General features: G+C 66.4%; 29 protein-coding genes and 1 tRNA gene. 19 read left to right on the top strand and 11 right to left on the bottom strand.

The annotated features are described in order from the left end of the window. Positions 1-125 precede the first annotated feature (125 nt). The 3 genes from Q8S38_RS07490 to Q8S38_RS07480 all read left to right on the top strand — a co-directional run bounded on the left by Q8S38_RS07490 (position 126) and on the right by Q8S38_RS07480 (position 2,651). Entirely contained in the window at positions 126-518 is a 393-nt protein-coding gene (locus tag Q8S38_RS07490) for an MAPEG family protein (protein WP_305679799.1), read from the top strand. A 60-nt stretch (positions 519-578) separates the two neighbouring features. Beyond that, positions 579-1,643 carry a threonine aldolase family protein gene (locus Q8S38_RS07485; RefSeq protein WP_305679798.1) on the top strand — a complete coding sequence of 355 codons (1,065 nt, stop codon included), beginning with the start codon at positions 579-581 and terminating at the stop codon, positions 1,641-1,643. A gap of 87 nt (positions 1,644-1,730) precedes the next feature. Next, positions 1,731-2,651 carry a hypothetical protein gene (locus tag Q8S38_RS07480; RefSeq protein WP_305679797.1) on the top strand — a complete coding sequence of 307 codons (921 nt, stop codon included), beginning with the start codon at positions 1,731-1,733 and terminating at the stop codon, positions 2,649-2,651. Between the two features lie 108 nt (positions 2,652-2,759). Here Q8S38_RS07480 and Q8S38_RS07475 read toward each other — a convergent pair whose 3' ends face one another. Beyond that, positions 2,760-3,233: an Hsp20 family protein gene (locus Q8S38_RS07475; protein WP_305679796.1), complete on the bottom strand. Its 474-nt coding sequence runs from the start codon at positions 3,231-3,233 to the stop codon at positions 2,760-2,762. 215 nt (positions 3,234-3,448) lie between these two features. Between Q8S38_RS07475 and Q8S38_RS07470 the strand changes: the two genes are divergently transcribed. Then, complete coding sequence (locus tag Q8S38_RS07470; protein WP_305679795.1) at positions 3,449-4,516, top strand: alpha/beta hydrolase; 1,068 nt, start codon at positions 3,449-3,451, stop codon at positions 4,514-4,516. Here Q8S38_RS07470 and hisN read toward each other — a convergent pair. Together hisN and Q8S38_RS07460 are read right to left on the bottom strand one after the other, a co-directional pair. Then, positions 4,421-5,203, bottom strand: a complete 783-nt coding sequence (hisN, locus tag Q8S38_RS07465) for a histidinol-phosphatase (RefSeq protein WP_305679794.1) — start codon at positions 5,201-5,203, stop codon at positions 4,421-4,423. The two genes, Q8S38_RS07470 and hisN, sit on opposite strands and share 96 nt — an antisense overlap. A 356-nt stretch (positions 5,204-5,559) precedes the next feature. Next, positions 5,560-6,480 (bottom strand): N-formylglutamate amidohydrolase, encoded by a 921-nt coding sequence (locus tag Q8S38_RS07460; protein WP_305679793.1) that lies wholly within the window; start codon positions 6,478-6,480, stop codon positions 5,560-5,562. A gap of 258 nt (positions 6,481-6,738) precedes the next feature. Here Q8S38_RS07460 and cpdR point away from each other — a divergent pair, with 258 nt between their 5' ends. Together cpdR and Q8S38_RS07450 are read left to right on the top strand one after the other, a co-directional pair. Next, positions 6,739-7,098, top strand: a complete 360-nt coding sequence (gene cpdR / locus Q8S38_RS07455; RefSeq protein WP_054143348.1) for a cell cycle two-component system response regulator CpdR — start codon at positions 6,739-6,741, stop codon at positions 7,096-7,098. A gap of 164 nt (positions 7,099-7,262) precedes the next feature. Beyond that, positions 7,263-7,337: transfer RNA gene (locus Q8S38_RS07450), tRNA-Val, on the top strand. Positions 7,338-7,515: 178 nt separating this feature from the next. Here Q8S38_RS07450 and Q8S38_RS07445 read toward each other — a convergent pair. The 4 genes from Q8S38_RS07445 to Q8S38_RS07430 form a co-directional block, all read right to left on the bottom strand. Beyond that, entirely contained in the window at positions 7,516-8,310 is a 795-nt protein-coding gene (locus tag Q8S38_RS07445; RefSeq protein ID WP_305679792.1) for a hypothetical protein, read from the bottom strand. Beyond that, positions 8,307-8,618 (bottom strand): hypothetical protein, encoded by a 312-nt coding sequence (locus tag Q8S38_RS07440; RefSeq protein ID WP_305679791.1) that lies wholly within the window; start codon positions 8,616-8,618, stop codon positions 8,307-8,309. The genes Q8S38_RS07445 and Q8S38_RS07440 overlap by 4 nt, the downstream gene beginning before the upstream one ends. Before the next feature lie 260 nt (positions 8,619-8,878). Next, on the bottom strand, positions 8,879-9,223 hold the full coding sequence (locus Q8S38_RS07435; RefSeq protein WP_305679790.1) for a hypothetical protein: 345 nt from the start codon (positions 9,221-9,223) through the stop codon (positions 8,879-8,881). Between the two features lie 87 nt (positions 9,224-9,310). Further along, positions 9,311-9,736 carry a hypothetical protein gene (locus Q8S38_RS07430; protein ID WP_305679789.1) on the bottom strand — a complete coding sequence of 142 codons (426 nt, stop codon included), beginning with the start codon at positions 9,734-9,736 and terminating at the stop codon, positions 9,311-9,313. A gap of 164 nt (positions 9,737-9,900) precedes the next feature. Between Q8S38_RS07430 and Q8S38_RS07425 the strand changes: the two genes are divergently transcribed. Then, positions 9,901-10,080, top strand: coding sequence for a hypothetical protein (locus Q8S38_RS07425; protein ID WP_305679788.1), 180 nt, complete (start codon positions 9,901-9,903; stop codon positions 10,078-10,080). Here Q8S38_RS07425 and Q8S38_RS07420 read toward each other — a convergent pair. Continuing rightward, positions 10,077-10,367: a hypothetical protein gene (locus tag Q8S38_RS07420; RefSeq protein ID WP_305679787.1), complete on the bottom strand. Its 291-nt coding sequence runs from the start codon at positions 10,365-10,367 to the stop codon at positions 10,077-10,079. The genes Q8S38_RS07425 and Q8S38_RS07420 overlap by 4 nt on opposite strands. A gap of 336 nt (positions 10,368-10,703) precedes the next feature. Here Q8S38_RS07420 and Q8S38_RS07415 point away from each other — a divergent pair, with 336 nt between their 5' ends. From Q8S38_RS07415 to Q8S38_RS07400, 4 genes are all read left to right on the top strand, one after another. Then, positions 10,704-11,021, top strand: a complete 318-nt coding sequence (locus Q8S38_RS07415; RefSeq protein ID WP_305679786.1) for a DUF736 domain-containing protein — start codon at positions 10,704-10,706, stop codon at positions 11,019-11,021. A gap of 56 nt (positions 11,022-11,077) precedes the next feature. After that, positions 11,078-11,527 (top strand): hypothetical protein, encoded by a 450-nt coding sequence (locus tag Q8S38_RS07410; protein WP_305679785.1) that lies wholly within the window; start codon positions 11,078-11,080, stop codon positions 11,525-11,527. Between the two features lie 89 nt (positions 11,528-11,616). Then, positions 11,617-12,477 (top strand): hypothetical protein, encoded by an 861-nt coding sequence (locus Q8S38_RS07405; RefSeq protein WP_305679784.1) that lies wholly within the window; start codon positions 11,617-11,619, stop codon positions 12,475-12,477. Positions 12,478-12,632: 155 nt separating this feature from the next. Continuing rightward, a complete protein-coding gene (locus Q8S38_RS07400; RefSeq protein ID WP_305679783.1) occupies positions 12,633-13,001 on the top strand; it encodes a hypothetical protein in 369 nt (122 codons plus the stop codon). 6 nt (positions 13,002-13,007) lie between these two features. On the opposite strand, the gene Q8S38_RS07395 is transcribed toward Q8S38_RS07400, so the two are convergent. From Q8S38_RS07395 to Q8S38_RS07385, 3 genes are all read right to left on the bottom strand, one after another. Then, on the bottom strand, positions 13,008-13,427 hold the full coding sequence (locus tag Q8S38_RS07395; RefSeq protein ID WP_305679782.1) for a flagellar biosynthesis repressor FlbT: 420 nt from the start codon (positions 13,425-13,427) through the stop codon (positions 13,008-13,010). 13 nt (positions 13,428-13,440) lie between these two features. Next, entirely contained in the window at positions 13,441-14,286 is an 846-nt protein-coding gene (locus Q8S38_RS07390; protein ID WP_305679781.1) for a flagellin N-terminal helical domain-containing protein, read from the bottom strand. Between the two features lie 108 nt (positions 14,287-14,394). Beyond that, positions 14,395-15,225: a flagellin N-terminal helical domain-containing protein gene (locus tag Q8S38_RS07385; RefSeq protein ID WP_305679780.1), complete on the bottom strand. Its 831-nt coding sequence runs from the start codon at positions 15,223-15,225 to the stop codon at positions 14,395-14,397. A gap of 219 nt (positions 15,226-15,444) precedes the next feature. On the opposite strand from Q8S38_RS07385, the gene Q8S38_RS07380 reads away from it, so the two are divergent. The 8 genes from Q8S38_RS07380 (at position 15,445) to Q8S38_RS07345 (ending at position 21,619) form a co-directional block, all read left to right on the top strand. Next, a complete protein-coding gene (locus Q8S38_RS07380) occupies positions 15,445-16,314 on the top strand; it encodes a 3'-5' exonuclease family protein (protein WP_305679779.1) in 870 nt (289 codons plus the stop codon). After that, entirely contained in the window at positions 16,307-16,525 is a 219-nt protein-coding gene (locus Q8S38_RS07375; RefSeq protein ID WP_305679778.1) for a hypothetical protein, read from the top strand. The genes Q8S38_RS07380 and Q8S38_RS07375 overlap by 8 nt, the downstream gene beginning before the upstream one ends. Continuing rightward, a complete protein-coding gene (locus Q8S38_RS07370) occupies positions 16,525-17,265 on the top strand; it encodes a hypothetical protein (RefSeq protein ID WP_305679777.1) in 741 nt (246 codons plus the stop codon). The genes Q8S38_RS07375 and Q8S38_RS07370 overlap by 1 nt, the downstream gene beginning before the upstream one ends. Continuing rightward, the gene (locus tag Q8S38_RS07365) at positions 17,258-17,671 is read left to right on the top strand and encodes a hypothetical protein (protein WP_305679776.1); all 414 of its coding nucleotides are present in this window, start codon (positions 17,258-17,260) and stop codon (positions 17,669-17,671) included. Before Q8S38_RS07370 ends, Q8S38_RS07365 begins: the two co-directional genes overlap by 8 nt. A 311-nt stretch (positions 17,672-17,982) precedes the next feature. Beyond that, a complete protein-coding gene (locus Q8S38_RS07360) occupies positions 17,983-18,477 on the top strand; it encodes a hypothetical protein (protein WP_305679775.1) in 495 nt (164 codons plus the stop codon). Positions 18,478-18,729: 252 nt separating this feature from the next. Then, complete coding sequence (locus Q8S38_RS07355) at positions 18,730-19,122, top strand: hypothetical protein (RefSeq protein WP_305679774.1); 393 nt, start codon at positions 18,730-18,732, stop codon at positions 19,120-19,122. Positions 19,123-19,124: 2 nt separating this feature from the next. Then, positions 19,125-20,393, top strand: a complete 1,269-nt coding sequence (locus tag Q8S38_RS07350; protein WP_305679773.1) for a hypothetical protein — start codon at positions 19,125-19,127, stop codon at positions 20,391-20,393. Beyond that, a complete protein-coding gene (locus tag Q8S38_RS07345) occupies positions 20,390-21,619 on the top strand; it encodes a relaxase/mobilization nuclease domain-containing protein (protein ID WP_305679772.1) in 1,230 nt (409 codons plus the stop codon). Before Q8S38_RS07350 ends, Q8S38_RS07345 begins: the two co-directional genes overlap by 4 nt. Positions 21,620-21,837 lie beyond the last annotated feature (218 nt).

The following is a 21,837-nucleotide window of genomic DNA, read 5'->3' as shown; positions in this document are numbered from 1 at the left end:
ACATCCGGCAAGCCTGCGGCGCATCCCCGCACATTTCCTGTCGGGCCGTATCGCGAGCCGTGCCTCTGGCCAAGGGCGACGTCGCGATCTAAACTGTGTTCACATTGTCAGATGGATGACCGGCCATGGCTCTCGCGATCGTCCCCGTCTATGCCGCCCTGCTCGGCCTGCTGTTCGTCGCGCTCTCTCTGGCGGTGGTCAAGCAACGCCGCGTCGGCCGTGTCGCCATCGGCGTTTCCGACGATCGCGCCCTCGAACGGCGCGTCCGGGTGCATGGCAACTTCGCAGAATACGTGCCGTTCGCCCTGCTGCTGCTCGCGATGGCCGAATGGCGCGGCGCGCCCGGGCCGCTGCTGCACCTGCTGTGTCTGACGCTGCTGATCGGACGCGCCAGCCATGCCTGGGGCGTCTCGCATACCGACGAGGATTTCCGCTTCCGCACAGCCGGCATGATCGCCACGTTCCTGACCATCATCGCGGCGGCCCTCACCTTGCTCGCGCAGGCCGTTCTGCGCTGAGGCGCGCCGCGCCGCGCGGCCGGCTTGGCGGCACGGCGGCCAGCGTCTATCGGTGACGCCATGAACTTCATCAGCGACAACACCGCCGGCGCGAGCCCCCGTGTCATGGCCGCCATCGCCGCCGCCAATGACGGCGCGGCTAGCGCCTATGGCAGCGACACCTGGACGAAACAGGCCGAGCGCCGCTTCGCCGAGATCTTCGAGCGCGAGGTCGCGGTCTTTCTGGTGACATCAGGCACCGCGGCCAACGCGCTGGCGCTGGCCAGCCTCACCCGGCCCTGGGGCGCCGTCATTACCCATGAGGAAAGCCACGTCGCCGACGACGAATGTGGCGCGCCCGAATTCTTCAGCGACGGCGCCAAGCTCATCGGCCTGCCCGGTGCGGGTAACAAGCTCTCGCCGGATCAGGTGACGCAGGCCCTCGGGCGGTTCCGCGAGGGCGCGCTCCATCAGGTCCAGCCGCAGGCCCTGTCCATCACCCAGGCGACCGAATGCGGCACGATCTACACGCTCGACGAGATCCGCGCCCTCAAGGACGCGGCCGCTCCGCGGGGGCTCAGCCTGCATATGGACGGGGCCCGTTTCGCCAACGCGCTGGTCACGCTCGGCTGCTCGCCAGCCGAGATGACCTGGAAGGCCGGCATCGACGTGCTCTCCTTCGGCGGCACCAAGAACGGCGCCTGGGCAGCCGAAGCCGTGATCTTCTTCGACCCCGCCAAGGCCTCCGAGATGAAATGGCGCCGCAAGCGCGCCGGCCAGACCCTGTCGAAGGGCCGCCTGATCGGCGCGCAATTCGAGGGGCTGCTCGCTGACGGGCACTGGCTCGACCTCGCCCGCCACGCCAACGCGATGGCGTCGAAACTCGCCGGGGCCGTCCAAGCCGGCGGCGAGGCCCGGCTCGCCTGGCCCTGCCAGGCCAATGAAGTGTTTCCGATCTTGTCTCCGGCGTTGCAGCAGCGGCTGCAGGTGGCGGGCGCCGCTTATCTGCCCTGGTCGGACCGGGCGCTGCCGGCGGGCCTGAGCCTGGCGGAGGGCGAGATCGTCGGCCGTTTCGTGATGTCGTTTGAGACACCGGCCGAAGTGGTCGAGCAACTGATCGGGGTGTTCGACGCGCCACGAGGCTGACGAACCTTCGCATTCCAGCCCCACGCACGCCGCAATCCCTAACGAAGACTGACGATCTGATTGTCTGTCCTGGAAAGGGATGCCCCCATGGCCATTCGTACGACCCTGCCCCGGCGGACCGCGCTGATGGGCCTGGCCGTCGCCGGAGCCCTCGCCGGAACCGCCGGCGCCGCATCGGCCCAGTATTATGTCTATGACGACGCGCCCTATCTCGAGCAGCGCTTCGGCTACGGGTATCGCTACGCCGTGCCGCGGCCGCCCGCGCCGATCCCGCCGCGCGCCGCCAGCCGCATCGCGGCACGCGATTTCGGCCTCGTCCAGATCGACCGCACCGTCACGACGGCCTCCGCCTATATCGTCGACGGCCGCACCCGGTCGGGCGCGCGCGTCCGGCTGATCCTCGATCCCTATAGCGGGCAGCTTCTCGATGAGATCGTGCTGCAGGGGCCGCGACGCAGCACCCCCCGCGTCGCCCGCACCGATCCGCGCGAGGAGGTCCGGCCCAGGCCCGCGCCCCGCTCCCAGCAACCGCCCGAACGCCCCGCCGTTCTGAAACCGCCGGGACAGGCGACGGCGCCAGCCACCGTCATTCCGCCCGCGCCGGCCACGCCCCCGCGGGCCGAACCCGCACCTGCGCCCGAGAAGCCGCCGGCCGCGGCGAGTGCGCCGGCCACCGAAACTCCACCCGCGCCCGCCGCACCGCCCCGCGCCAAGCCGACCCCCGCCCCCGACAAGCCCCCGGCCGAAGCCAGCGCGCCGGCGACCGAGACGCCTCCCGCACCGACTGCACCCGCGCCTGGCCCAGGCGCGCCGGCGACGGCCGCGCCGACACCGCGCCTGGTCAATCCCAGCGATGTCCGGGGCACCGAGCCCGGTGAGGCCAAGCCGCCGCTCGCCCGGTCCGAACCGGGGATCCCGGCGCAGCTGCCGCCGGTCCAGCCGCAGGATGCCACGCCGACGACATCGCGGCCGCAGACGCCGGACGTGCCGGTCACACCGCTGGATTGAGGGGTGAGGCGCGCCTGTGGCGCGCAGCCACCCTGCGACATGAAAAGAGGGCGCTTCCGGTTTTTCCGGAAGCGCCCTCTTCATTCAGGCAGTGGCGTCAGGCGCGGATCACGCAGCCTTGGCGCTCTCGACCTTGGCCTCGAGCACCTTGCCCTGACCGCTGCCGATCGCGATCTGGCGGGGCTTCTTGGCCTCGGGGATCTCGCGCACGAGATCGATGTGGAGCAGCCCGTTCTCGAGGCTGGCGCCCGTCACCTGCACGTAGTCGGCGAGCTGGAAGCGACGCTCGAAGGCGCGCGCCGCGATGCCCTGATGCAGGATCTCGCGGGTTTCGCCATTGTCGTTGGCCTGCTTCTCGCCGCGCACGGTGAGCGCGTTCTCCTTGCTCTCGATGGCAAGGTCGCCCTCGCCGAAACCAGCCACCGCGATGGTGATGCGGTAGGCGTTCTCGGCCGTGCGCTCGATGTTGTAGGGCGGGTAGCTCGGCGCGGCATCAGCGCTGCCGGCCTGGTCGAGCAGCGAGAACAGGCGGTCGAAACCGACGGTCGAGCGATAGAGCGGGGAAAGATCGAAGTGACGCATGGTGTCCTCCATAGGAAGCGACGTTTGGGTCCAGCCCGCCTCTCATGAGCGCAGGCCCGGTTTGGTCTCGCGCAGCCGGTTCAGGCCTGCGCAGGCTTGAATTGGTAAAGTGTTTTGCGCTTTTCAAGAGCCCCCCGCGGGAGGCATAGTCCCGCCGAAATCGCGCTGCGGCGGATGCTGCGACAGCCGCGCACCAGCCGCCATGAAAGTCAGGGATGGCCGACGCCGAGCTCTTCTCCCTCTCCGATTACCCCGTGCCCGGCCATGGCAAGGTCTGGTTCGCGGCGACGCGGGATCGCGCGCGGCTGCGCTTTGCGAGCTGGCGCCCGACGGTAAAGCCGGTGCGCGGTACGGTCGTCCTCGTCCAGGGGCGGGCGGAGTTCATCGAACGCTACTTCGAGACGGTCGCCGAACTGCGCCGCCGCGGCTTCCATGTGCTGGCCTTCGACTGGCGCGGCCAGGGCGGCTCGCAGCGCTTCGTCAGCCGCGAGCGCAAGGGCCATGTCGGCTGGCTGCGCCATTACGAAGCCGATCTCGCCCTGGCGATGGCGCAGATGCGCGAGACGCTCCCCGGCCCCTATTTCGTGCTGGCGCATTCGATGGGCGCCGCGATCTGCCTCGACGCCGCCCGCAGGAATGCCCTGCCGGTCTCACGGCTGGTGGCGATGGCGCCAATGCTGGACTTGACCATTATCGACAATCCGAGATCCGCGCGCCGGCTTGCCGGCCTCCTGTTCTGGCTCGGCTTCGGCAAGGCGTTCGTGCCCGGCGGCGGCGACACCGCGATTGCGACCAAGCCCTTCGACGGCAACCGGCTGACGAGCGACCCGGTTCGCTATGCCCGCAACAGCGCGCTCTCGGCGCAGGCCCGCCATCTCAGCATCGGGGACCCGACCATCGCCTGGGTCAGGACCGCCTTCCGGCTGATGGGGCGGCTGTCTGCCCCCAATGCCGCCCGCGAGGTCCGCGTGCCGACGCTGGTCATCGCCGCCGGTCGCGACCCCATCGTCTCGACCCCGGCGGTCGAGCGCTTTGCCGCCCGGCTCAAGACCGGCCAGGCGCTGGTGCTGCCCCAGGCGCGCCATGAGATCCTGATGGAAAGCGATTCGATCCGGGCGCAGTTCTGGGCCGCCTTCGACGCCTTCATCCCCGGCGAGGATGCCGAACTCGGCGCGCAGCCGCCCGCGTCAACCGGCGAGCCGCGCCAGCGCAGCCTGATGCAGCGCCTTGTTGGCAGCGGCGAGGATGCGCCCGCCCCCGGCGGCGCTGCCGCCCTCCCATGAGGTGACGACGCCGCCCGCGCCCTCGATGATCGGGATCAGCGCGACGATGTCATAGGGCTTGAGCCCGCTCTCGATGACGAGATCGACATGGCCGGCGGCCAGCATGCAATAGGCGTAGCAATCGCAGCCATAGCGCGCGAGCCGCACCTGGCTCTCGACGCGGGCATATGCCAGCGCCTCCGCCCCCTTGAACAGCGCCGGCGAGGTCGTCATCAGCGTCGCGGTCGCGAGCGTCGAGACCTGCCGGGTCCGCAGGATCTTGGCCCCGCCCGGCCCCTCATAGCGCGCCTCGCCGCCATCGCCCCAGAAGCGCTCCCCCGTGAAGGGCTGGTGCATCATGCCGTAGACCGGCGTGCCGCTGCGCGTCAGCCCGATCAGCGTGCCCCACACCGGAATGCCGGAGATGAAGGCGCGGGTGCCGTCGATCGGGTCGAGAACCCAGACATATTCGGCGTCGGTGTTCTCGTTGCCAAATTCCTCGCCGAGCACGCCATGGGCGGGAAACTGCCGCTTGATCAGATGCCGCATGATCGTCTCGCCGGCCCGGTCGGCCTCGGTCACGGGATCAAACACGCCGCCGGCAGACTTGTCCTCCAGCGCATGATGCGCCCGGAAGAAGGGCAGGATCGCCCGGCCCGACTGGGTTGCGAGATCGGCCACGAAGGCCCCGAAATCGACCGCACTCATGAATGCCCCCAGGCCTGTCGCGGCGCTGGATGCCGCGCCGCTGTCCGCCCGTGATGGGCGGGACGTCCTCGAAAGGCAAGACATGCGCGCGGGCCGGACGCGAAAGGCGGGACAGACCTCGATCCCCCGCCCCGTCCCGCGTCTGACGCATGCCCCATCCCACATGCGCTCTTGCAGAATTTTGGTCAGGCCACTTGCTTTTTTGCGCTGCACAGTCATATTGTGCACTGCGAAGGGGCGATCACCTCAAGCCTTCGTTGCCCTCCTTGGGCGTTTCCTCCCTAGACTTGGGCCGCCACGAAAGTGCGCGGCCCTTTTTTTCGTTGCGGTCACAACCGGTTCCGCGCCGCCTCCCGCTACTCGGCCGCGTGCCGGAACGCCTTGAGCCAGCCGCTCCAGCGCGCGAAGCACTCCGCCATCGCCGCCGAGATCGCCTTCTCGAGCGGGGCGAAGCCGGCATGCGGCAACAGCGTCGTCTCGTCCATGTAGAGCGCGCGGTTGACCTCGATCTGCAGTGTGTGGACGCTCGCGCTCGGCGCGCCGTAATGCTCGGTGATGAAACCGCCGGCATAGGGCCGGTTGCGCGTGACGCTCAGGCCGAGCCGGGCGAAGGCGGCCTCGGCGATGTCGGTGACGTAACCCGCCGCGCTGGTGCCGAATCGATCGCCGAGAATGATGTCGGGCTTGGCCGCGGCGTCACGGTCGAGCCCGCTTGAGGGCATCGAATGCGCATCGACCAGGATGCAGGTGCCGAAGGCGCGCTGCGTGCGGTGGACGAGATCGCGCAGGCCCGCATGATAGGGCCGGTAGAGCCCGTCGATGCGCCCCAGCGCTTCCTCGACGGGAATGCGCCCAAAATAGATCTCGTGCGCGTCGCCGACGATGCGCGGAATCGTGCCGAGCCCGCCCGCGACCCGCAGCGAGCGCGTGTTGGCGAAGGGCGGCAGCCGACCCTCGAACATGCGCGGGTCGAGTTCATAGGGCTCGCGGTTGACGTCGAGAAAAGCGCGCGGGAACTCGGCGACCAGCAGCGGCGCTCCCAGGGCGACGCTGTGGGCGAACAGCCGGTCGACATACGCGTCCTCGGAGCGGCGCAGGGAGCGCAGCGGCAGCCGCGCCCGCTCGACGAAGGCCCGGGGGTAGCGCCGCCCGGCATGGGGGACGTCGACCACCACCGGGACGATGTGAAGCGCCGGCTGATACAGCGTGTATGGCCGCTCGATCTCGGCGACGACGTCTTCGGGACCGGGAGGGAAAGGGGCTGAAAGCGCGCTCATCGGCCCCGACACAAGCACACATAGCGGCGCGGTTGAAGCGCCGGCGGCGCACAGCCGCCATCGCCAGGCGATTCACCCGTTGTTTACCATGGTGATGCCTTATAGAAACGCAGGGTTCCAAGCGCGGGGATGGGCCGATAACCCTGCCGGCGCAAGCCCGGCAGCGGCGCTGGCGCCAGATGAGCATGGGATGAGGGTCGCCTGGCCGGCACCCCCTGAACCTGAAGACAGGCCATACGGGACGGACAGATCAGGCCCATGACCAAGATACTTCTCGCCGAAGACGACAACGACATGCGCCGCTTCCTGGTCAAGGCCCTGCAGAATGCGGGCTATGACGTGGCATCCTTCGACAATGGGCTCTCAGCCTATAACCGCTTGCGCGAAGAGCCCTTCGAGCTGCTGCTGACCGACATCGTCATGCCGGAGATGGACGGCATCGAGCTGGCGCGCCGCGCCACCGAACTCGACCCCGACATCAAGGTGATGTTCATCACCGGCTTCGCGGCCGTGGCGCTCAACCCCGATTCGCAGACGCCCAAGGACGCCAAGGTGCTTTCCAAGCCCTTCCACCTGCGCGAGCTGGTGAGCGAGGTCGAGAAGCTGCTGGCGGCCTGAGGCCGGTCCGTCGCGACGGACATCAGGTGGGGCGGGATGTTTATCCACAAACCGCCTTGCAAGGCTCGAAGCGAGCGGCTATAGCCGCACACCTCGCAACATGGTCGACCGGCAACGGCCAACCCTGTTTCCGACAGCCGCGGCGAGATCCCGACGCGGCAGACGGGCGCGTAGCTCAGCGGGAGAGCACTACGTTGACATCGTAGGGGTCACAGGTTCGATCCCTGTCGCGCCCACCATTTTCCAAGCCCTGCAAACCCTAGTGTTTGCAGGGCTTTTTGCTTTCCGGGGCTTGGCCTGGAATGGTCCCGAAAACGGGGTGGTCCTGAAACTGGTCCTGAAACAACGCAAAAGGGCCCGGCGAGCGGGGCTCCCAGGCGGTCAAGCCCCAGGAGACCACGGCGGCGGTTGCCCGATCTAGGCGACGGTCAGATCGAGGTCTTCCAGCGCGGCCAGGTCTTCGTCGCAGAGCAACTGCGCTCTTTCGTGCCGCTCCAGCCGCGCGGCTTCCTCCCGCCGTTCGACCTCTGGAGGCGTCGGTTCGAGCATCGCTCTTTTCATATCGGCGTGCAGCGTCGAGATGCCGTGAGGCCAGCAAGAGATGATCTTCTCGACCGTGACGGCGCCGTAGCCGCGACCGCGCTTGAGCAACCGCGCCGTCCACCAGGACCGCGAGTCGAGCGCCGTCTCATGGTGCAGCGATGCAGACAGGATCAAGTGACCGTCCACGACACCGGTACCGTCGCCGATCCGCTTCACAATCGTCATCCAGTCGAGCGGGAGGGTAAGCGTGTGCACGTCCATCAGCTCCCTATACCCTCTCAAGGCGACGCGCTCGACGACGTGCTCGCCCGCGTGCCCGGGCACGAAAATCAGCTTCGGATCGTTCCGCCGCCACGCGTTAGAGCCGATCCCGGTTTTCGCCCAGGCCTTGTCGAAGACCTCTCGCCGACTCTGCGTCAGCCGCTCGGCGAGCGTCCAACGCTGAAATTGGTGGGCAAGCCAAGCGCGATCATTAGAGATCCGCGCCGTGTTCTTGCTCCACATCAGGACTCGTTCCCCACGATCTTTCCGGAAACGATAGAGCTCATCGACCAGCGGCCGCAGATGCCACGATTCGCGGCAATAGGGCGTCGAGACGTCAGCGTGGATAACGAAGCTGCGCTCGGCGCGCGTCAGTGCTGCCATGGCCTTGGTCAGATCACTTTTCATGGCTTATCAGTCCCCTCCCATCCGGCGATCCCGCGCAGCGTGTCCTTCTGCATCGCGAGCCAGATCGTCTTGTCATCGATGACGTCGAGCGCGGCGGCCCATACCCACGGCGGGATCGTGCGTTCGCCGGCGGCCCAGCGAGCCACCATCTGCTGCGTCACACGCTTCTCCTTCGGATGCAGCCCGGTCAGCCGGCGAGCGAACTCGGACTGCCACTGCGATCCGTACAGGCCCTCCCCGACGATCCGCAGCGTCGTCGCGCCGTGGCTATCCCGCCCGGGGCCGACGTAGACTTTCTTCTCGCTCATCGTCGTCTCCTGGGCTTGTGCGAGACCCCGTCCCCGGGTGCCAGCCCTCGCGCTCCAGCAGCGCGGGCCAGGGTCTCGCAGAAGCCCGGGGCTGCCCGCCCCGGGGTCTCTCATGTCACCGGTCTAGCTCGCCGGGACGGTCCGCGCACGGATGCCGCGCTCCCGCAGATTCGCGATCATCGAAGCCGCCGCCGTCGGCGAGAAGAAACCGAATCGGCTGCGGACCCAATCTCCGCACGAGAGAACCTCGATCGCGACCATCACGCCGCCCTCCCGAGGTCGGCGTTGTCGTTCGCGCCCTCGCGCAGGCCGCGGGCGATCATGATGCCCTCGACCGCGTAGGCCGCCAGCCGGTCCTGCGCGACCTTCGATCCCTGGGCGGCAAGATCGACCAGCCGCTTGACCTCGCGACCGGTCTCGACGCCGCCCGGCAGCTTGATGTCCTCGTTGCCGCAGAGCTCGTCGACCAGCACGAACGGCTGGCCGGCGTGGTCGACGCAGACGATCGCGTACATGCGCGTGTCGCCGTCGATCAGGAAATAGGCGTCGGGCAGGATGCGGGACTGGCCCGGCCTGAAAGTGACGGTGGGGGTGTTTTCGGTCATCTGGCCCTCCTAGGCCGGTGCAGAGTCGCCGGGAATCCGACGCTCGTTCGGAGCCGCCTCGGGTGCGGCTCCTATGCGAGCGTGGGATCAGGCGGCGATCGCTTCCTTCGTCGGCAAGATGCCGAAGGGGGCCAGAGCGTGACGCACGACGGCGTCACGCGCCGCCTCGGTCAGCACGACCTCGTCGATCTTGGGTGTCTTCGGATAGACGTTCTCGCCGCGCGCGGTGACGATCACCCAGCCATCCTTCTTGCGGCGCAGACGGAAGGCCCAGACGGCCTTCGAGTATTTGTAGGCGTTCGCCCACGGGCCGGCCTGCCGGAAGTGGTATTCGCAGCCCACCCGATGCGTCTTCGCGACACCGGCGTCTTCGAGACGCTCCTCGGCATCGGCAGCGGCGTCGATCAGGACGCTTGCCGGCGGCGACTTTGTGCGCCCGGCGGACTCATTGATGAAGGCGTCGAGGGCGGCGGTGTGTTCGACGGTGATCAGAACGGAGGTCTTGGCGGCCATGATGCGGGTTCCTGATGAAGCCCGAGAACCACTCTCGGGATTGGGTGTAAGATAACATCCAAATCGGAACCTACAAGAGGTCGCATCGAGAAATCGCAAGCGCGCGCGACCGCGCCGTGGAACCGTGCGTCGATCCGGGGATTCAGCCGTGCAGGGAGACCGACATGGACAACCCAGCCGCCATCACGATCGAGAGCGTCGACGACTACGAGGGGGCAACCCAGCGCGTCGCCGAGCTAGCCGGGGCGGTCGAGGACAGCCCCGAGGAGCGCGAGCTTGAGGCGCTGACCGACGCGATCATGGCGTGGGACAAGACGCACGACGACGCGACCGCCTGGAGCTAGCCTTCGTTGGGAGCGCCGATCCGCCGGCGACGCTCGCGGGCCGGCTCGGCTGGCAGCATGTCGCCCTTGCCCCCTTCGAGCACCACCAGGCCGCCCATGGCCGGCGGCATGTCGGGAGGGGTGAGCTTCCGCAGATCCGGGCAGTGCCCACCGCATTTCATCCCGTACTTCTGGGGTTTCCGCGTCGGATTGGTGTGGTGCCACGGGCAGAGTGAAGCCCATTGCCGGACCAGTGTGCCGATCGAGATGCGATGCCCCTTCTTGGCCGCCAGGGAAGCCAGGCGCACGTCATCCCACCGTTGGCAGTAGTGACAGCGGAATCGGACCTCGACCCACGGCCAGCGTCCTAGCGGTGTGTTCTCGTCGGGAGGGAGGTCGGATCGCATGGAGAACAGACGTAGAACATCGCCTGTGATTTGAGGAGTCCCCGAGCCGATCTGGTCACCCCGTGGCGGGCCTGCACCGGCGGCCTTTCTGTGTCCTCTTAGTAATCCGCTCGATCGCTATTCCCGCAAGCGCAAGCGCTCCTCCATTCCATTCCGGTCCTCCGGATGCGGGCGCTCCCTCCCGTCTCTCTTTGACGCCACAGGCCGCGCGGTGCGGCCCAGCATCGGAGAGACCCCATGATCGACATCGGCAGCTTCACCTCGGACGGCAACGGCTACGTCGGCACCCTCACCACCCTTTCCTGCACCGCCGAGCTCGTCTTCGAGCCCTTCGAGAGCGCCTCGGACAAGGCCCCGGATTTCCGCATCCTGCACAACGGGCGCGAGGTCGGCGGGGCATGGCGCCGCCAGTCGAAAGCGGGGGTCGCCTTCCTCTCGGTCGCGATCCAGGACCCGAGCTTCCCCTGCCCCGTCCGAGCCGCCCTGTTCCAGCCCCGGACGCCGAAGAGCAAGTCCTGGCCGCTGGTGTGGGACCGCAGCGGCACCCGAGACTGACCCCTTTCCCAGCCCGCCGGCAACCCCGGCGGGCTTTCCCATTCAGGAGACCCGAAATGTCAGCTTTCTTCGTCTCGCAGCATCATATCGACGTCCTCGTCAGCGCAGCCATCGACTACCGCGCATACGGCTGCCCGCCGCGCCGCGAGCAGATCACGCATCACCGAGCGACGCTCGTCGGACAGATGCTCTGGAGCGAGAACCTGCGATCGATGTTCGCCCGCTATCCGAGCTTGGTCGGCTCGGTAGAGGCCGCCGGCTACCAGCAGCAGATCGACGTCTACCGGCACCGCTACTATCCCGACGTCCGGATCACGGCAGCCGCGCACACGCTGGCTTGCTACGACTACCAAGCCTGCGAGCATCCCGATTACGACAAGAGCGAAGCCTCGGCGTTCGTCGAATCGCTCCGCAACCGGCTCCTGGCATCACTGCCTGGGATCGATGTCGAAGCCTGGGGCATCGATTCGCCAGAGCAGGCCGCCGCAACGACGGGGCTCGGCTGACACAAGCCGGCGGCAGGCACCCTGCCGCCGGTCAAACATGGTTTCGCGCCCCTCCCGCCCGGAAACTTTGGTCAAACAGGAGGTGTCCCATGTTTCGCCGCATCTACGAGTTCATCGGCCTCGGTCCCGTCGCCCGGCCCGACGTGAAGCCCGCCAGGCCGCCCAGCGCCAGGCTGAAGCCGACCATCAGGCCGGAGGTCAAACCGGTCCGTCCCGAGGTCAAACCCGATCCGCGTCCGGCGATCGAGCCGGAGCGGCCGGAGACCCCGGCGCCGGCGCGGCCTCGATTCGTGATGCCGCCCAGCTTCCCGGTCGCCGTGGTCACGTACATCAGAGGATTCGGTCGGCACGGCGAGAAGCCGACGCCGGAGCGCATCAAGCTCGCGGAAAAGGTCTTGGGGCCCGACCTCGCCGCGTACCTGAAGGCGCTCGACATGGTCGACGGCAGGCTGACCCGCTTCATGCTGTCCGAAGCACGGATGGATGACCCGGATGCCGAGATGGGGCTGCTGCGTCGGCTCAACGACGCGACCTACGGCGACCTCGAAACGTGGCGCGAGGCCGAGCGGGCCGACCAGCGCGAGCGCAAGCGGCTCGAATACATGGGCAAGCCCGTGCCCGCGCCCCTGCACGTCCCCGCCGAAGTCCAGATCGCCCTGGTCAAGGCGCTCAACGCTGCCGCCGCGAAGGTCACGAAGGGCGGCAGGGACGGCAACGCGGGTTCGTCGGGCGGCCCCGCGCCGGCTCCGCCGGAGACGCCCTCGGTCGCCGACGTGACCATCCCCGAAAAGACCGGCGGCAGGACGAAGGTCCCCGGAAAGAAGAAGAAGAGGCCCCATGACGACGATCCCGATGGGACGCCGCCGGCTGCCGGAGCCATGCCCGTGCCCGAGGTGACCGAGGAGCCGGAAGCGGAATCCGGCAACAAGGGATTCGGCAGCAAGGGCTGAATTAGGAGGCGGTTTGACCGCCGAGTTTTACCGGAGTGTTTGACATGGAAATAAGTGCAGAGATTAAGCCAGGCATAGGGTCAAACACGCTTCGCGGTTTGCCCCTAGACGACGCCCCCGTTCCGGCGACGTCTGCTGGCCAGGGGCGTCGCCCCGTGGACCCCTCGACGGGCAGCCGCCTGCTGCCCTCGATATTGGGAATCCGGCTCACCGGAGACCTCCGAGCGAAACTCACTGTCGCCGCGCAGCGCGACGGGATTTCCGATTCTGCCCTGGTGCGCCGCCTCATCGCCGACCACCTGGTCGACGAGGCACCGGTCGACCGGGCGTCCGGCCCCCGCTTGGTCACCCAGGTCCCGCCCGAGGACCTCGCGGCCGCGTCGAGGATGCTCGGCACGCTGACGACATTCATCGTGCGCGCTCGCGAGGCGGGGGAAGCCGACGGCGCGGGCGTCATCGCCGCGATGGAGGCGGCGCACGAGCGCCTGGTGCGGCTCATCGAGCGGCTGGAGACCCGGTCGTAACCGTGCTCAGTGGCGAGGGCCGCTGCCTGCAGGTTCTTCTGTCATGACAGCAGCGATCAAAGCAGCTTCATGCTCGATCAGATGCTTGCAAAGCTTCAACGCGGTGTAGTGCTCACCAGCCAGTACGTACTTCGAAACCTCAGCCAGCATGGTTCGAAGGCTAGGCGCCACGGCGGCAACCTGTTTCACCAGCTCGAAACATTCGTGATCGTGAAGAGCGGCGTTCTCGGCGAGATAGGCGTCCGTGATCGCGACATAGATCCGCTTGCAGACCGTGTCCGCTTCCGCAGGGTCGATCATATCCTTCTGCTTGAGGATCGGCTCACGGCCCTCAAGATAAAGGCTCGCCTTGAACTTCCCGTTGGTGACCAACGTTCGGCCGATGTAGACCTTTTCGCCTGGGCGCAGCTCGACATGCAAGGCCATGGATCGATTCCGATTAGTTGAAGAGTCGGAGGACGCTCTGGTCAGCCTGGTTCGCAAGCGACATACCGGTCTGAGCAAGCTGCTGGCGAGTCTGAAGGGCGAGCAGGTTTGCCGCTTCCTCATTTTGATCCGCCAGAACGAGATTATCAGCGCCAACCTTCAAGACCGACATTAATTGCTTCGTAAAATCCTGTCGGGAAGTGATGATCGCGCCGTTGGCACCAAGCGTCGAAGCGGTTGCCCGGAGCTTTCCGAGAGCGGCATCGAGGAGACCGATATCTGTGTCGACGTTTCCGTTGGTTGCCCAGGAGCCTGTTGCGGCGACGAGCGATAGACCTGCTGCACCGAGTGCAACGCCAGTGACAGTAAGATCATTTTTCGGAGCCGGGGCAGCAGCTGTGGCTCTCTCGGAAAATCTGACGGTCAAATTGTCGGGGGTGGCCTTGATAAGATTGAGGCCATTGAAGCCCGAGTCTTCGGCCAAGGAGGTAATCTGGCTCTGGATCTCGTTGTACTGGACTGACAGCGCTAGTCGCCCTGCCGTATCCGTTGATGCCAATTGACGAGCGGCGCTCGCCAAACCTTTAGCTGTCTGAACCAGCTTGGTTATGCTCTGGATGCCTTTGTCCGCAGCCTCCACTACCTTCTGCGCATTGCCGATGCCGTCCAGCAGCGCACCCAAATCGCCTGCGCGATCGTTCAATGCGGCCGAGGTAAAATAGTTGACCGGGTTGTCGACAGCGGAGTTGACCTTGCGGCCCGTGGTTAGGCGCTGCTGGGCAAGTGTCGTCTGGTCATTGATCTGCTGAAGCGCCAGCAGACCGGTGCGCACTCGCGCTGAGATCGAAATATCGGCCATGAGCAAGCCCCTTCATGAAGATCGTGAAGGGAAGATGACCGGGCGTGGTTAACAGCGAGTAAAGGCCGGCAGGGACAACCCCGCCGGCCCTTTTGGTTCAGAGGCGGCTTAGAACAGGCGCAGGATGGCCTGCTGCGACTGGTTGGCCATCGACATGCTGGTCTGAGCCAGCTGCTGACGCGTCTGCAGCGACAGAAGGTTGGCGGCCTCTTCGTTCTGGTCTGCCATAACGAGGTTATCGGCGCCCGTCTTCAAGGTGCTGATAAGGTTCTTCGTGAAGTCCTGCCGCGTGCTGATGATCGCACTGTTCGCGCCGAACGTTGCAGCCGTCGTCCTCAGCTTGACCAAGGCAGCATCCAGCTTCACGACGTCGGCGTCGATATCCGTAGTCGCCGCCCAAGAAGCCTGTGGTGCGGTTATGTTGAGACCAGCGGTGCCTGAATCCAGCTGAACACCGACAACATCGAGTTTGCTGGCGCCTTCGGAGAATTTGACGCTCAACGTTTCCACGGTCGCCGGGGCCGTGACACCCTTGATCAGATTCGTGCCGTTAAAGCTAGAATCGCCCGCGACAGTGGTGATCTGAGCAATAATCGAAGTATATTGAGCAACCAGAGAAGCCCTATCGGCGGTTGTAGGCAGCTGCTTCGCGGCAGAAGCGAGGCCCTTTGCTGTCTCAACCAACTTCGAAATGCTCTTGATGCCCTCGTCGGCTGCCTTCAGGACCTGCAGACCGGAACCGATCCCATCCAACAGGTTGCCGAGGTCCTTGGCCCGGTCATTCAACCCCTGAGCGGTGAAGTAATTCGTCGGATTGTCGAGTGCCGAGCTGACCTTGAGGCCAGTGCTGAGGCGATTCTGAGAGACGTTTGACTGAGCAGTAATCGTCTGAAGCGCGTTGAGGCTGTTGCGCATTGTTGCGGAGATAGCGACAGACATATTAGTATCCTTTTCTAGGATTGATATCTCCGTACTGGAGACAGGCCCAAAATGCCCCCCAGCCCCTTCCAAGCGATTAATTTTGGAGGTGGCATTGCAGCTATCGACCGCCGGCTGACGGGGTGGTTAGCCAATGCTTAAGCGGCGGATCATGGCTTCTGGTTTCGCGCCGCCCCCGCCGGGACAATCGCTCCATCCGAATTCGCGATGGAGTCACCTATGCACCTGTACCTGGACATCAAGACGATCCCCTCCCAGCGGCCCGGCATCCGGGACGAGATCGCGGCGACCATCACGCCGCCCGGCAACATCTCCAAGGCCGAGACGATCGCGGCCTGGGAAGCCGAGAAGAAGCCGGCCCTGGTCGACGAGGCGTACGCGAAGACGGCGTACGACGGGGCGGCGGGGCACGTCGTGGCGATCGCCTACGGCATCGATGACGGCAACGAGGCCACGTGGTGCGCCAAGTACATGCGGCCGGATTGGCTGGTCGGCTCAAAGCAGGACATGCTCTCGACCGAGAAGGTCATCATGGAGCGCGCCTTCGTCGCCATGACCGACGCTCTCCAGAACGCCGCCAACGCCGCCGAGAAGCACCGCCTCGGTCCCGGTCGAGGATTCGTCTACGTCAGAGGCGGCGAAATCCGCGACTGCCAGGCTAACGTCGGCCCGGTCACGGTCGTCGCGCATTATGCCGATCACGTGCTGCGCTTCCTCTACCAGCGTGCCGTCATTCTCGGCGTCCCGGTCCCTCGATGGTTTCCCATCAACGCCCGTGCCAACCACAACCAGCCCATGGGAGGCGCGCCCCTGGTCGTCGACACAATGACCTATTGGACCGGCTATGGCGGCCGCATCTCTCTGGACCGCCTGTGCGACACGCTCGGCGTGAAGCGCGAAACCCATATCGGCGATGACCAGGTCTACGACCGTTGGCTCGCCGACGACTATGACGACGTTGTGTTGGTCGCGCGGTCGAACGTCATGCGGCTGCGCCAGATCCACCGCAAGCTGACGTTCTGGACGCCGCCGCCCGAGCAGGTCGTCGGCCCCGAGACTGTCATGCAGGAGGCGCTCGTCCATGACTGAAGCGCCCCGACACCCCGCCGAGGGCCTCTCGATTGAGGCCCGGCATGCCTTCGAGTGCATCGCGCTCGGGCAGACCCAGGGGCACGACCGCGCCGTCCTCGCCGAGCTCAAGCGCCACGACCTGGCCATCCAGGTCGGCGGCGTCTGGCTCGTCCACCTCACCGACCACATCGCGTTCTGCGAATGGTGCGCAACCCAGGAGCCGCTTTGATGAATGACCAGGCAATGATTGGATTCGCCATGGGGCTGGCCCACGAGGCCGGGCGCAAGCGCGAGGATCTCACCGAATCCCGGGTCGCGGACATCATCAGCGAAGCCCAGCGGATGAGCGACTTCAAGAACCTCCCGCAGCTGCCCTCGACCATCACGGTCGGCAGGCTCAACGTGTCGGTCGCCGCCCTCCAAAACGCCTTCCGCAACGATCCCATCGTCCGCATGACGATCGACGCCGTTTCCCGCAACCAGGCCTACAACCTCAAGCCGACGGAGATCCGGCCCGAGGAGGCCGACACCGTTCGCAAGGCCCTTACGCGGCTCGCCGAGCGTGGGGAGATGACGGACATCGAGGACCTGGCCGCCGCCGCAGAAATCCACGCTTCAGAAGCCCTGCTTCTGTGCCGCCGGCTCGCGGTCCGGGGCGACGTCGAGTTCGATTTCGCCGGCGAACGCGTCGAGATCACGGGCAGTGGCCGTCAATGGCTGAAGGAATCGACGACGCCACCCGAAAGTCCGGGCCATGACATGGAGGAGTGCAACGTCATCCTCGCATTGCGCAGAATGGGCCCTTGCCAAGTGACCGCCATCTCCGAGGGAACGGGCTGGCCTCCCCGCCGCGTCCGCACCGTCATGCAGCGCCTGTGCGTCAAAGGCCTTGTCGCCCCGTACATGGGCTCTCTTTACAAGATCACGAACGCCGGCAACGACTTCATCATCGAGACCTCCGATGCGTGACCGCATCGCCGCCGCCGAGGCCCACCTCTCGGAATCCGCCACCCGTTATGCGGCCCTGCATCCCTTGGCTGCCCTGTCCCTTGAGGCCCGCGCCGCCGTCGAGCGTGCACTGGCCGCCAAGGCGCAGCATGTGGAATGCTCGCGGGCAATCGGCCAGGAGCTCGTTACGGCGAACGTCTGCGCGCGGCATCAGAGCGGCAGCGAGGTATCCTTTCTCGTACGCTCCACGATCCCCGCATTGATCGCGAACTGGCATGCGGCCGACCGCTTGCGGGCCTTCAACGAGGTCCGCTTGAGGACCGACGTGGGGATGATGCGGGTCATGGAGGCGGTCGCTGCGAGGCAGCCGGGCGATCCCAGCGCGTCTCGATTCCCCGCGTCGTGGGGCCAGGAAATCGGGGACTGACATGGAGCGGTGCTACCGGACCAAAGAGGAGCATGCAGCCCTATTAAGCTACCTCACGAACGTCGCGGTCGAAGCGGTCGCCGCCCATAGAGGCGATCTCGCGAATATGGAAGCGGAAATGCGGGCCCATGAGGCCGCCGTCACGGATTTGTTACGGGCGAAACGAACGCCCTCGCCCCCGAGGCCGCAAACGGCCCGCAACTGAATCCCCGCTGTCCACAGTTCCCGCGACGTTCCATTCCATTCCAGACGCCAAACGGCTTGAACGTCCCGCCGCAATCTGATTAGGGTTACCTATCGGAGGGCGTGCCATGAGTCGCATTGACGACATGATCGAGGAACTGCGGTCGCAGATGAAGGTCGAGATCGAGGCCGCGTACCAGCGCGGGCTGGTCGACGGGGCCGCGCAGATGCGCGACCGCATCCTGTCGGCTGCCCAGGGCCATGGCGGCCCCGTAGCGATCGCCAGCCCCGCCATCATCGCTGCGGCGCCCCGGCATGGCGGCGGCCCGAGCCTTCCCCGTGCCCCGCGAGGCGCGGTCGGTCGCATGCTTGAGAAGGCGCTGACGGACATGCCCGGGCTGACGACGACCGAGCTGGAGCAGATCTCCGGCGACTACGACGGCGCGGTCGCCACCAAGTCCATCGGCAACGAGCTTCGCCGATTCCAGGACAAGAAATACCGACGCGATGAGCGCGGCAGATGGTTTCTCATCGATGGCGGTGCCGTCGAAACGGAAACGGCGGGGGAGTCCCCCGCCGTACTCGGTTCTCAGGAAGGAGGTGGTAACGATGAAGCGCCGTAAGCGCCCGCCATAACCTGATCACCTCCGGGCAGCGGAGCGCTCGTAACGCCACGCTGTTCGCAGTCACCGCATAGGGTGGCAGCGTATCGCACGCAGGGCGGGGCTCGGGAAACCGGGTCCCGCTTGCGTTTGGGATAGCACATCCAGCACCAAAGGGAATCCCCCTTTCGGCGACATGGTTGACCCGCCCCGCGTTGGTTTCGCGCCGGTCAAACCGGGAGAATCTGCTTCAGGATTCACCTGGAGGCCGCCATGTCCCGCTACATCGATCGTCTGACCGCCTGCGCCCGCCAGCAGTTCCGTGACACCACATGGTGCACCGGCGACGTTGATCCCCTCACCGACGCAGCCCTTGAAGACGCTCTGATCCAGTTGGCGAAAAAGCTGCCGGGCATGCGCGATTACGATCGTGTCGACCTGATGGTCCGCTCTTTCGGGGAATCCGAGATCCTTGAAACTACGGCGCTCGTCGAGGCCATCCAGGCCGACCTGGACCTGGACGCCGAGGTCGCCGGCGATCCCGCCCCCGAGGACGCCCCCAACGCCAGGTTCCGCTTCTACTGCGTCGAGGTGTCCAACGCTACGCCGGCGCAGGTCGACCAGATCGCCCGCATGGTCGCCGGCATCCTGTCCGATCGGGGCTGACCATGTCGGATCAGAAGGCGCCTCGCGTCCCCGCCGGCGATGTCGGGACCTCCGACAGGATCGAGGGCGACCAGGGCCACTACTGGGTGCGCCTCGTGACGCGCCAGGCGATCCGGCGCGAGGGCGACTGCATGCAGAATTGCCTGCGCGACGGTCGCTACGACGAGCTTCGAGGCTCCGAGGACGCGACCGACCACGGGCTCTGGAGCGTCCGCGATGCGACCGGCCTCTCGATCGCCCTGGCCGAGGTGAAGAAGCCGAACCGGCAGCACCTGGTCACGTCGTTCCTCGGCTTCAAGAACTCGGTCGCGCCGGCGCCGGCTTACCGGCAGCTGCGTTTCCTCGCTGCCGAGTTCGCGAGCTTCGGCTCCCATCTGCACTTCGACGGCATCCGGGACGAGCCCGTCGTCGTCGCGCCGTCGGGGGAGACCTACAGATGGGATAAAGCTCCCCCGCCGCTACGGCTACGCGACCACGACGAGCGGATGGAGAGGCGCCGCCAGGGTGACCAGCGCCGTGCCGCCCATCGGAATAGGATCGAAGGCGGCCCAGCGGTCCCACCAGATCCCTGGAACGAGCCGATCCCCGACAACCCGAACTTCCTCCACGACGACGTCATCCGAAACATCGAGACGATGATCGAGGGCCTGCCCGAGCCCGTGCGCATGGCTTTGCTCGACGGGCGCGACGGCCTCGAAATCCGGAGCTTCGTGAATGCCCTGGGAGACGGTTTGACGATCCTCATCAACGACGCCCGTTTCTTCGTGGGACGGCGTCGCATACAGGAGGTCGGCTTCATCCAGGCGCTGGCAACAACCCTTATCCGAGAGGCGCTCCCGGTCGCAGTCCCTGCCGAGGACCCGTTCACCCACATTTCCATGACGGAGGCCCTTGCAGCCTACGACCCCCTGGAGCGCCTCAATCCGCGGCCGGTCGAACTCACTGGCTCGATTCGCTACGACCCCGCCATGAGCTACCGGGGCATGCTCCCGGACGGGCTGCTTTACTCGACCGCCTATGGGGGTCCGGATAACGGCCAAACCTGCATCGTCACCGAGCGCGGGCGAACGGTCACAGCCTTCGAGGTCCATTCCGATGGCAGATTGAGCCTTGAATTTGCTCCCCACCGAGTAGTCGAGATCCGCTCGAACGAACTCCCGGGGCGGCCCGTGGTCGCAAGCTATATTTTGCCGGGGCGACCGCAAGGCGATCTGGAAGCCCGCATCGTCACCGAACATTGCGTCGACGATTGGCGCAGAGCGGCACCATGATCTCTGGCAGCGCACGCGGCGCCGGCGGCAGGGCCTTGAGCGCCCACCTGCTGAAGGCCGAGGCCGACCAGGTCACCCGCGTGATCGAGCCCCGCGGCGTCATCACCAAAGGCGATCTCCACGCCCAGCTGCGCGAAGTCGTCGCCGGCACGGCCCACCATGGGACCCAGAAGCCCTGCTATCACGTCCACGTTGACCCGCCGCCCGAGGCAGTCGATTCGCAGCAGGTCCTCGATCGCTTCTGGCAGGCGTTCGAATCCGAGTTCGGCCTGGAGAGCCAATCGTACGTCGGCGCGCAGCACACGAAGCACGCCAGACATCACGAGCATCGGGTCTACTCGATTGTCCGCGACGACGGCGTCCTCGCCAATCTCGACCACGATTACGCAAGGCGCACGTTCGTCGGCTACTTGGTCGCCTTTGAGCTCGGCCTGCCGGCGATCGCGACGCCTTTCGCCCGGGCTTGCTATCACCGTGCCGAGCGCGAAGGCCGCGTCGAGATGGCGGCATGGCTACTCGCCGCCGGCGTCCTAGAGGGCGACGCCCCTATCGCGAAATCTACGCCCCGTGAACGGCTGATGGAATCCCGAACCGGCGTCTCGCTCGACGACGTCAGGGCAGCCGCCCTGGACGCCTGGAATGCCTCCAGCGACGGCGAAGGCCTCCGGCGTGAGCTCGCCGCCCGGGGTCTCCGGCTCGCCCAGGGCACCGCCGGCGCCGTCGTCGTCGACAAGTCGGGGACGCCCCACGCGCTGTCTCGCGTCATCGGCGCGGCGTCCAGGATCGCCACCGGAAACCGAATTCCCGCAGCCGCCGTTCGAACGCGCGTTGCAGGGCTACAGTTGGAGGACTGGAATGGAAAACGAGGCAGTGCTGGCCGAGGTGCGGGCGATCCGCTCGACTCTGGACATCTTGATCGCGGCGCTGGTGGCGGACCAGGAGGGCGACCCGGTGAACGGGCTGACCGAGGCCTTGGAGACCCTGGGCAAGGCCGTCGAGGACCAGGCAACCCAGGTCACCCGGTTGACGACGGAGGTATCCGATTTGCGGCTGCGGCTCGCCGAGCGTTCACCCGTGGCCGCTTGAGATTGATGCTCGCCGGGATCGACCTGCGGGCCGTCCGCTCCGCCGAAGACCTGGCCGAGCGGATGCGGGAGATCTCGTCGCGGAAGGAGGGGCCGTGGGTCCCGGGGATGACAGATCAATGGGGGATACCCCTCCCATAGTCCCCACGATTTTGACTTCATCTACAACGGTTTCACCCACTCGCGGTTGGCGGAATAGTGGGTGAAATCCAACCCCTTGAAATCGTTCACTCGGGATTGGCCCGACAAGGGGGCTTGGCGAGGGGCGAAAGCCCATTTCCCGCCCCGGCACCCTTCATCCCCCATTTTCGCCTGGCTACGGTCGCAGGCTCCCTCCCGTGCCGCCTAAAGGCGTCACA

Origin of the sequence: Allobosea sp. (assembly GCF_030695125.1) — a bacterium.
Classification (GTDB): domain Bacteria; phylum Pseudomonadota; class Alphaproteobacteria; order Rhizobiales; family Beijerinckiaceae; genus Allobosea.
This window is presented reverse-complemented; position numbering and strand designations above follow the sequence as displayed.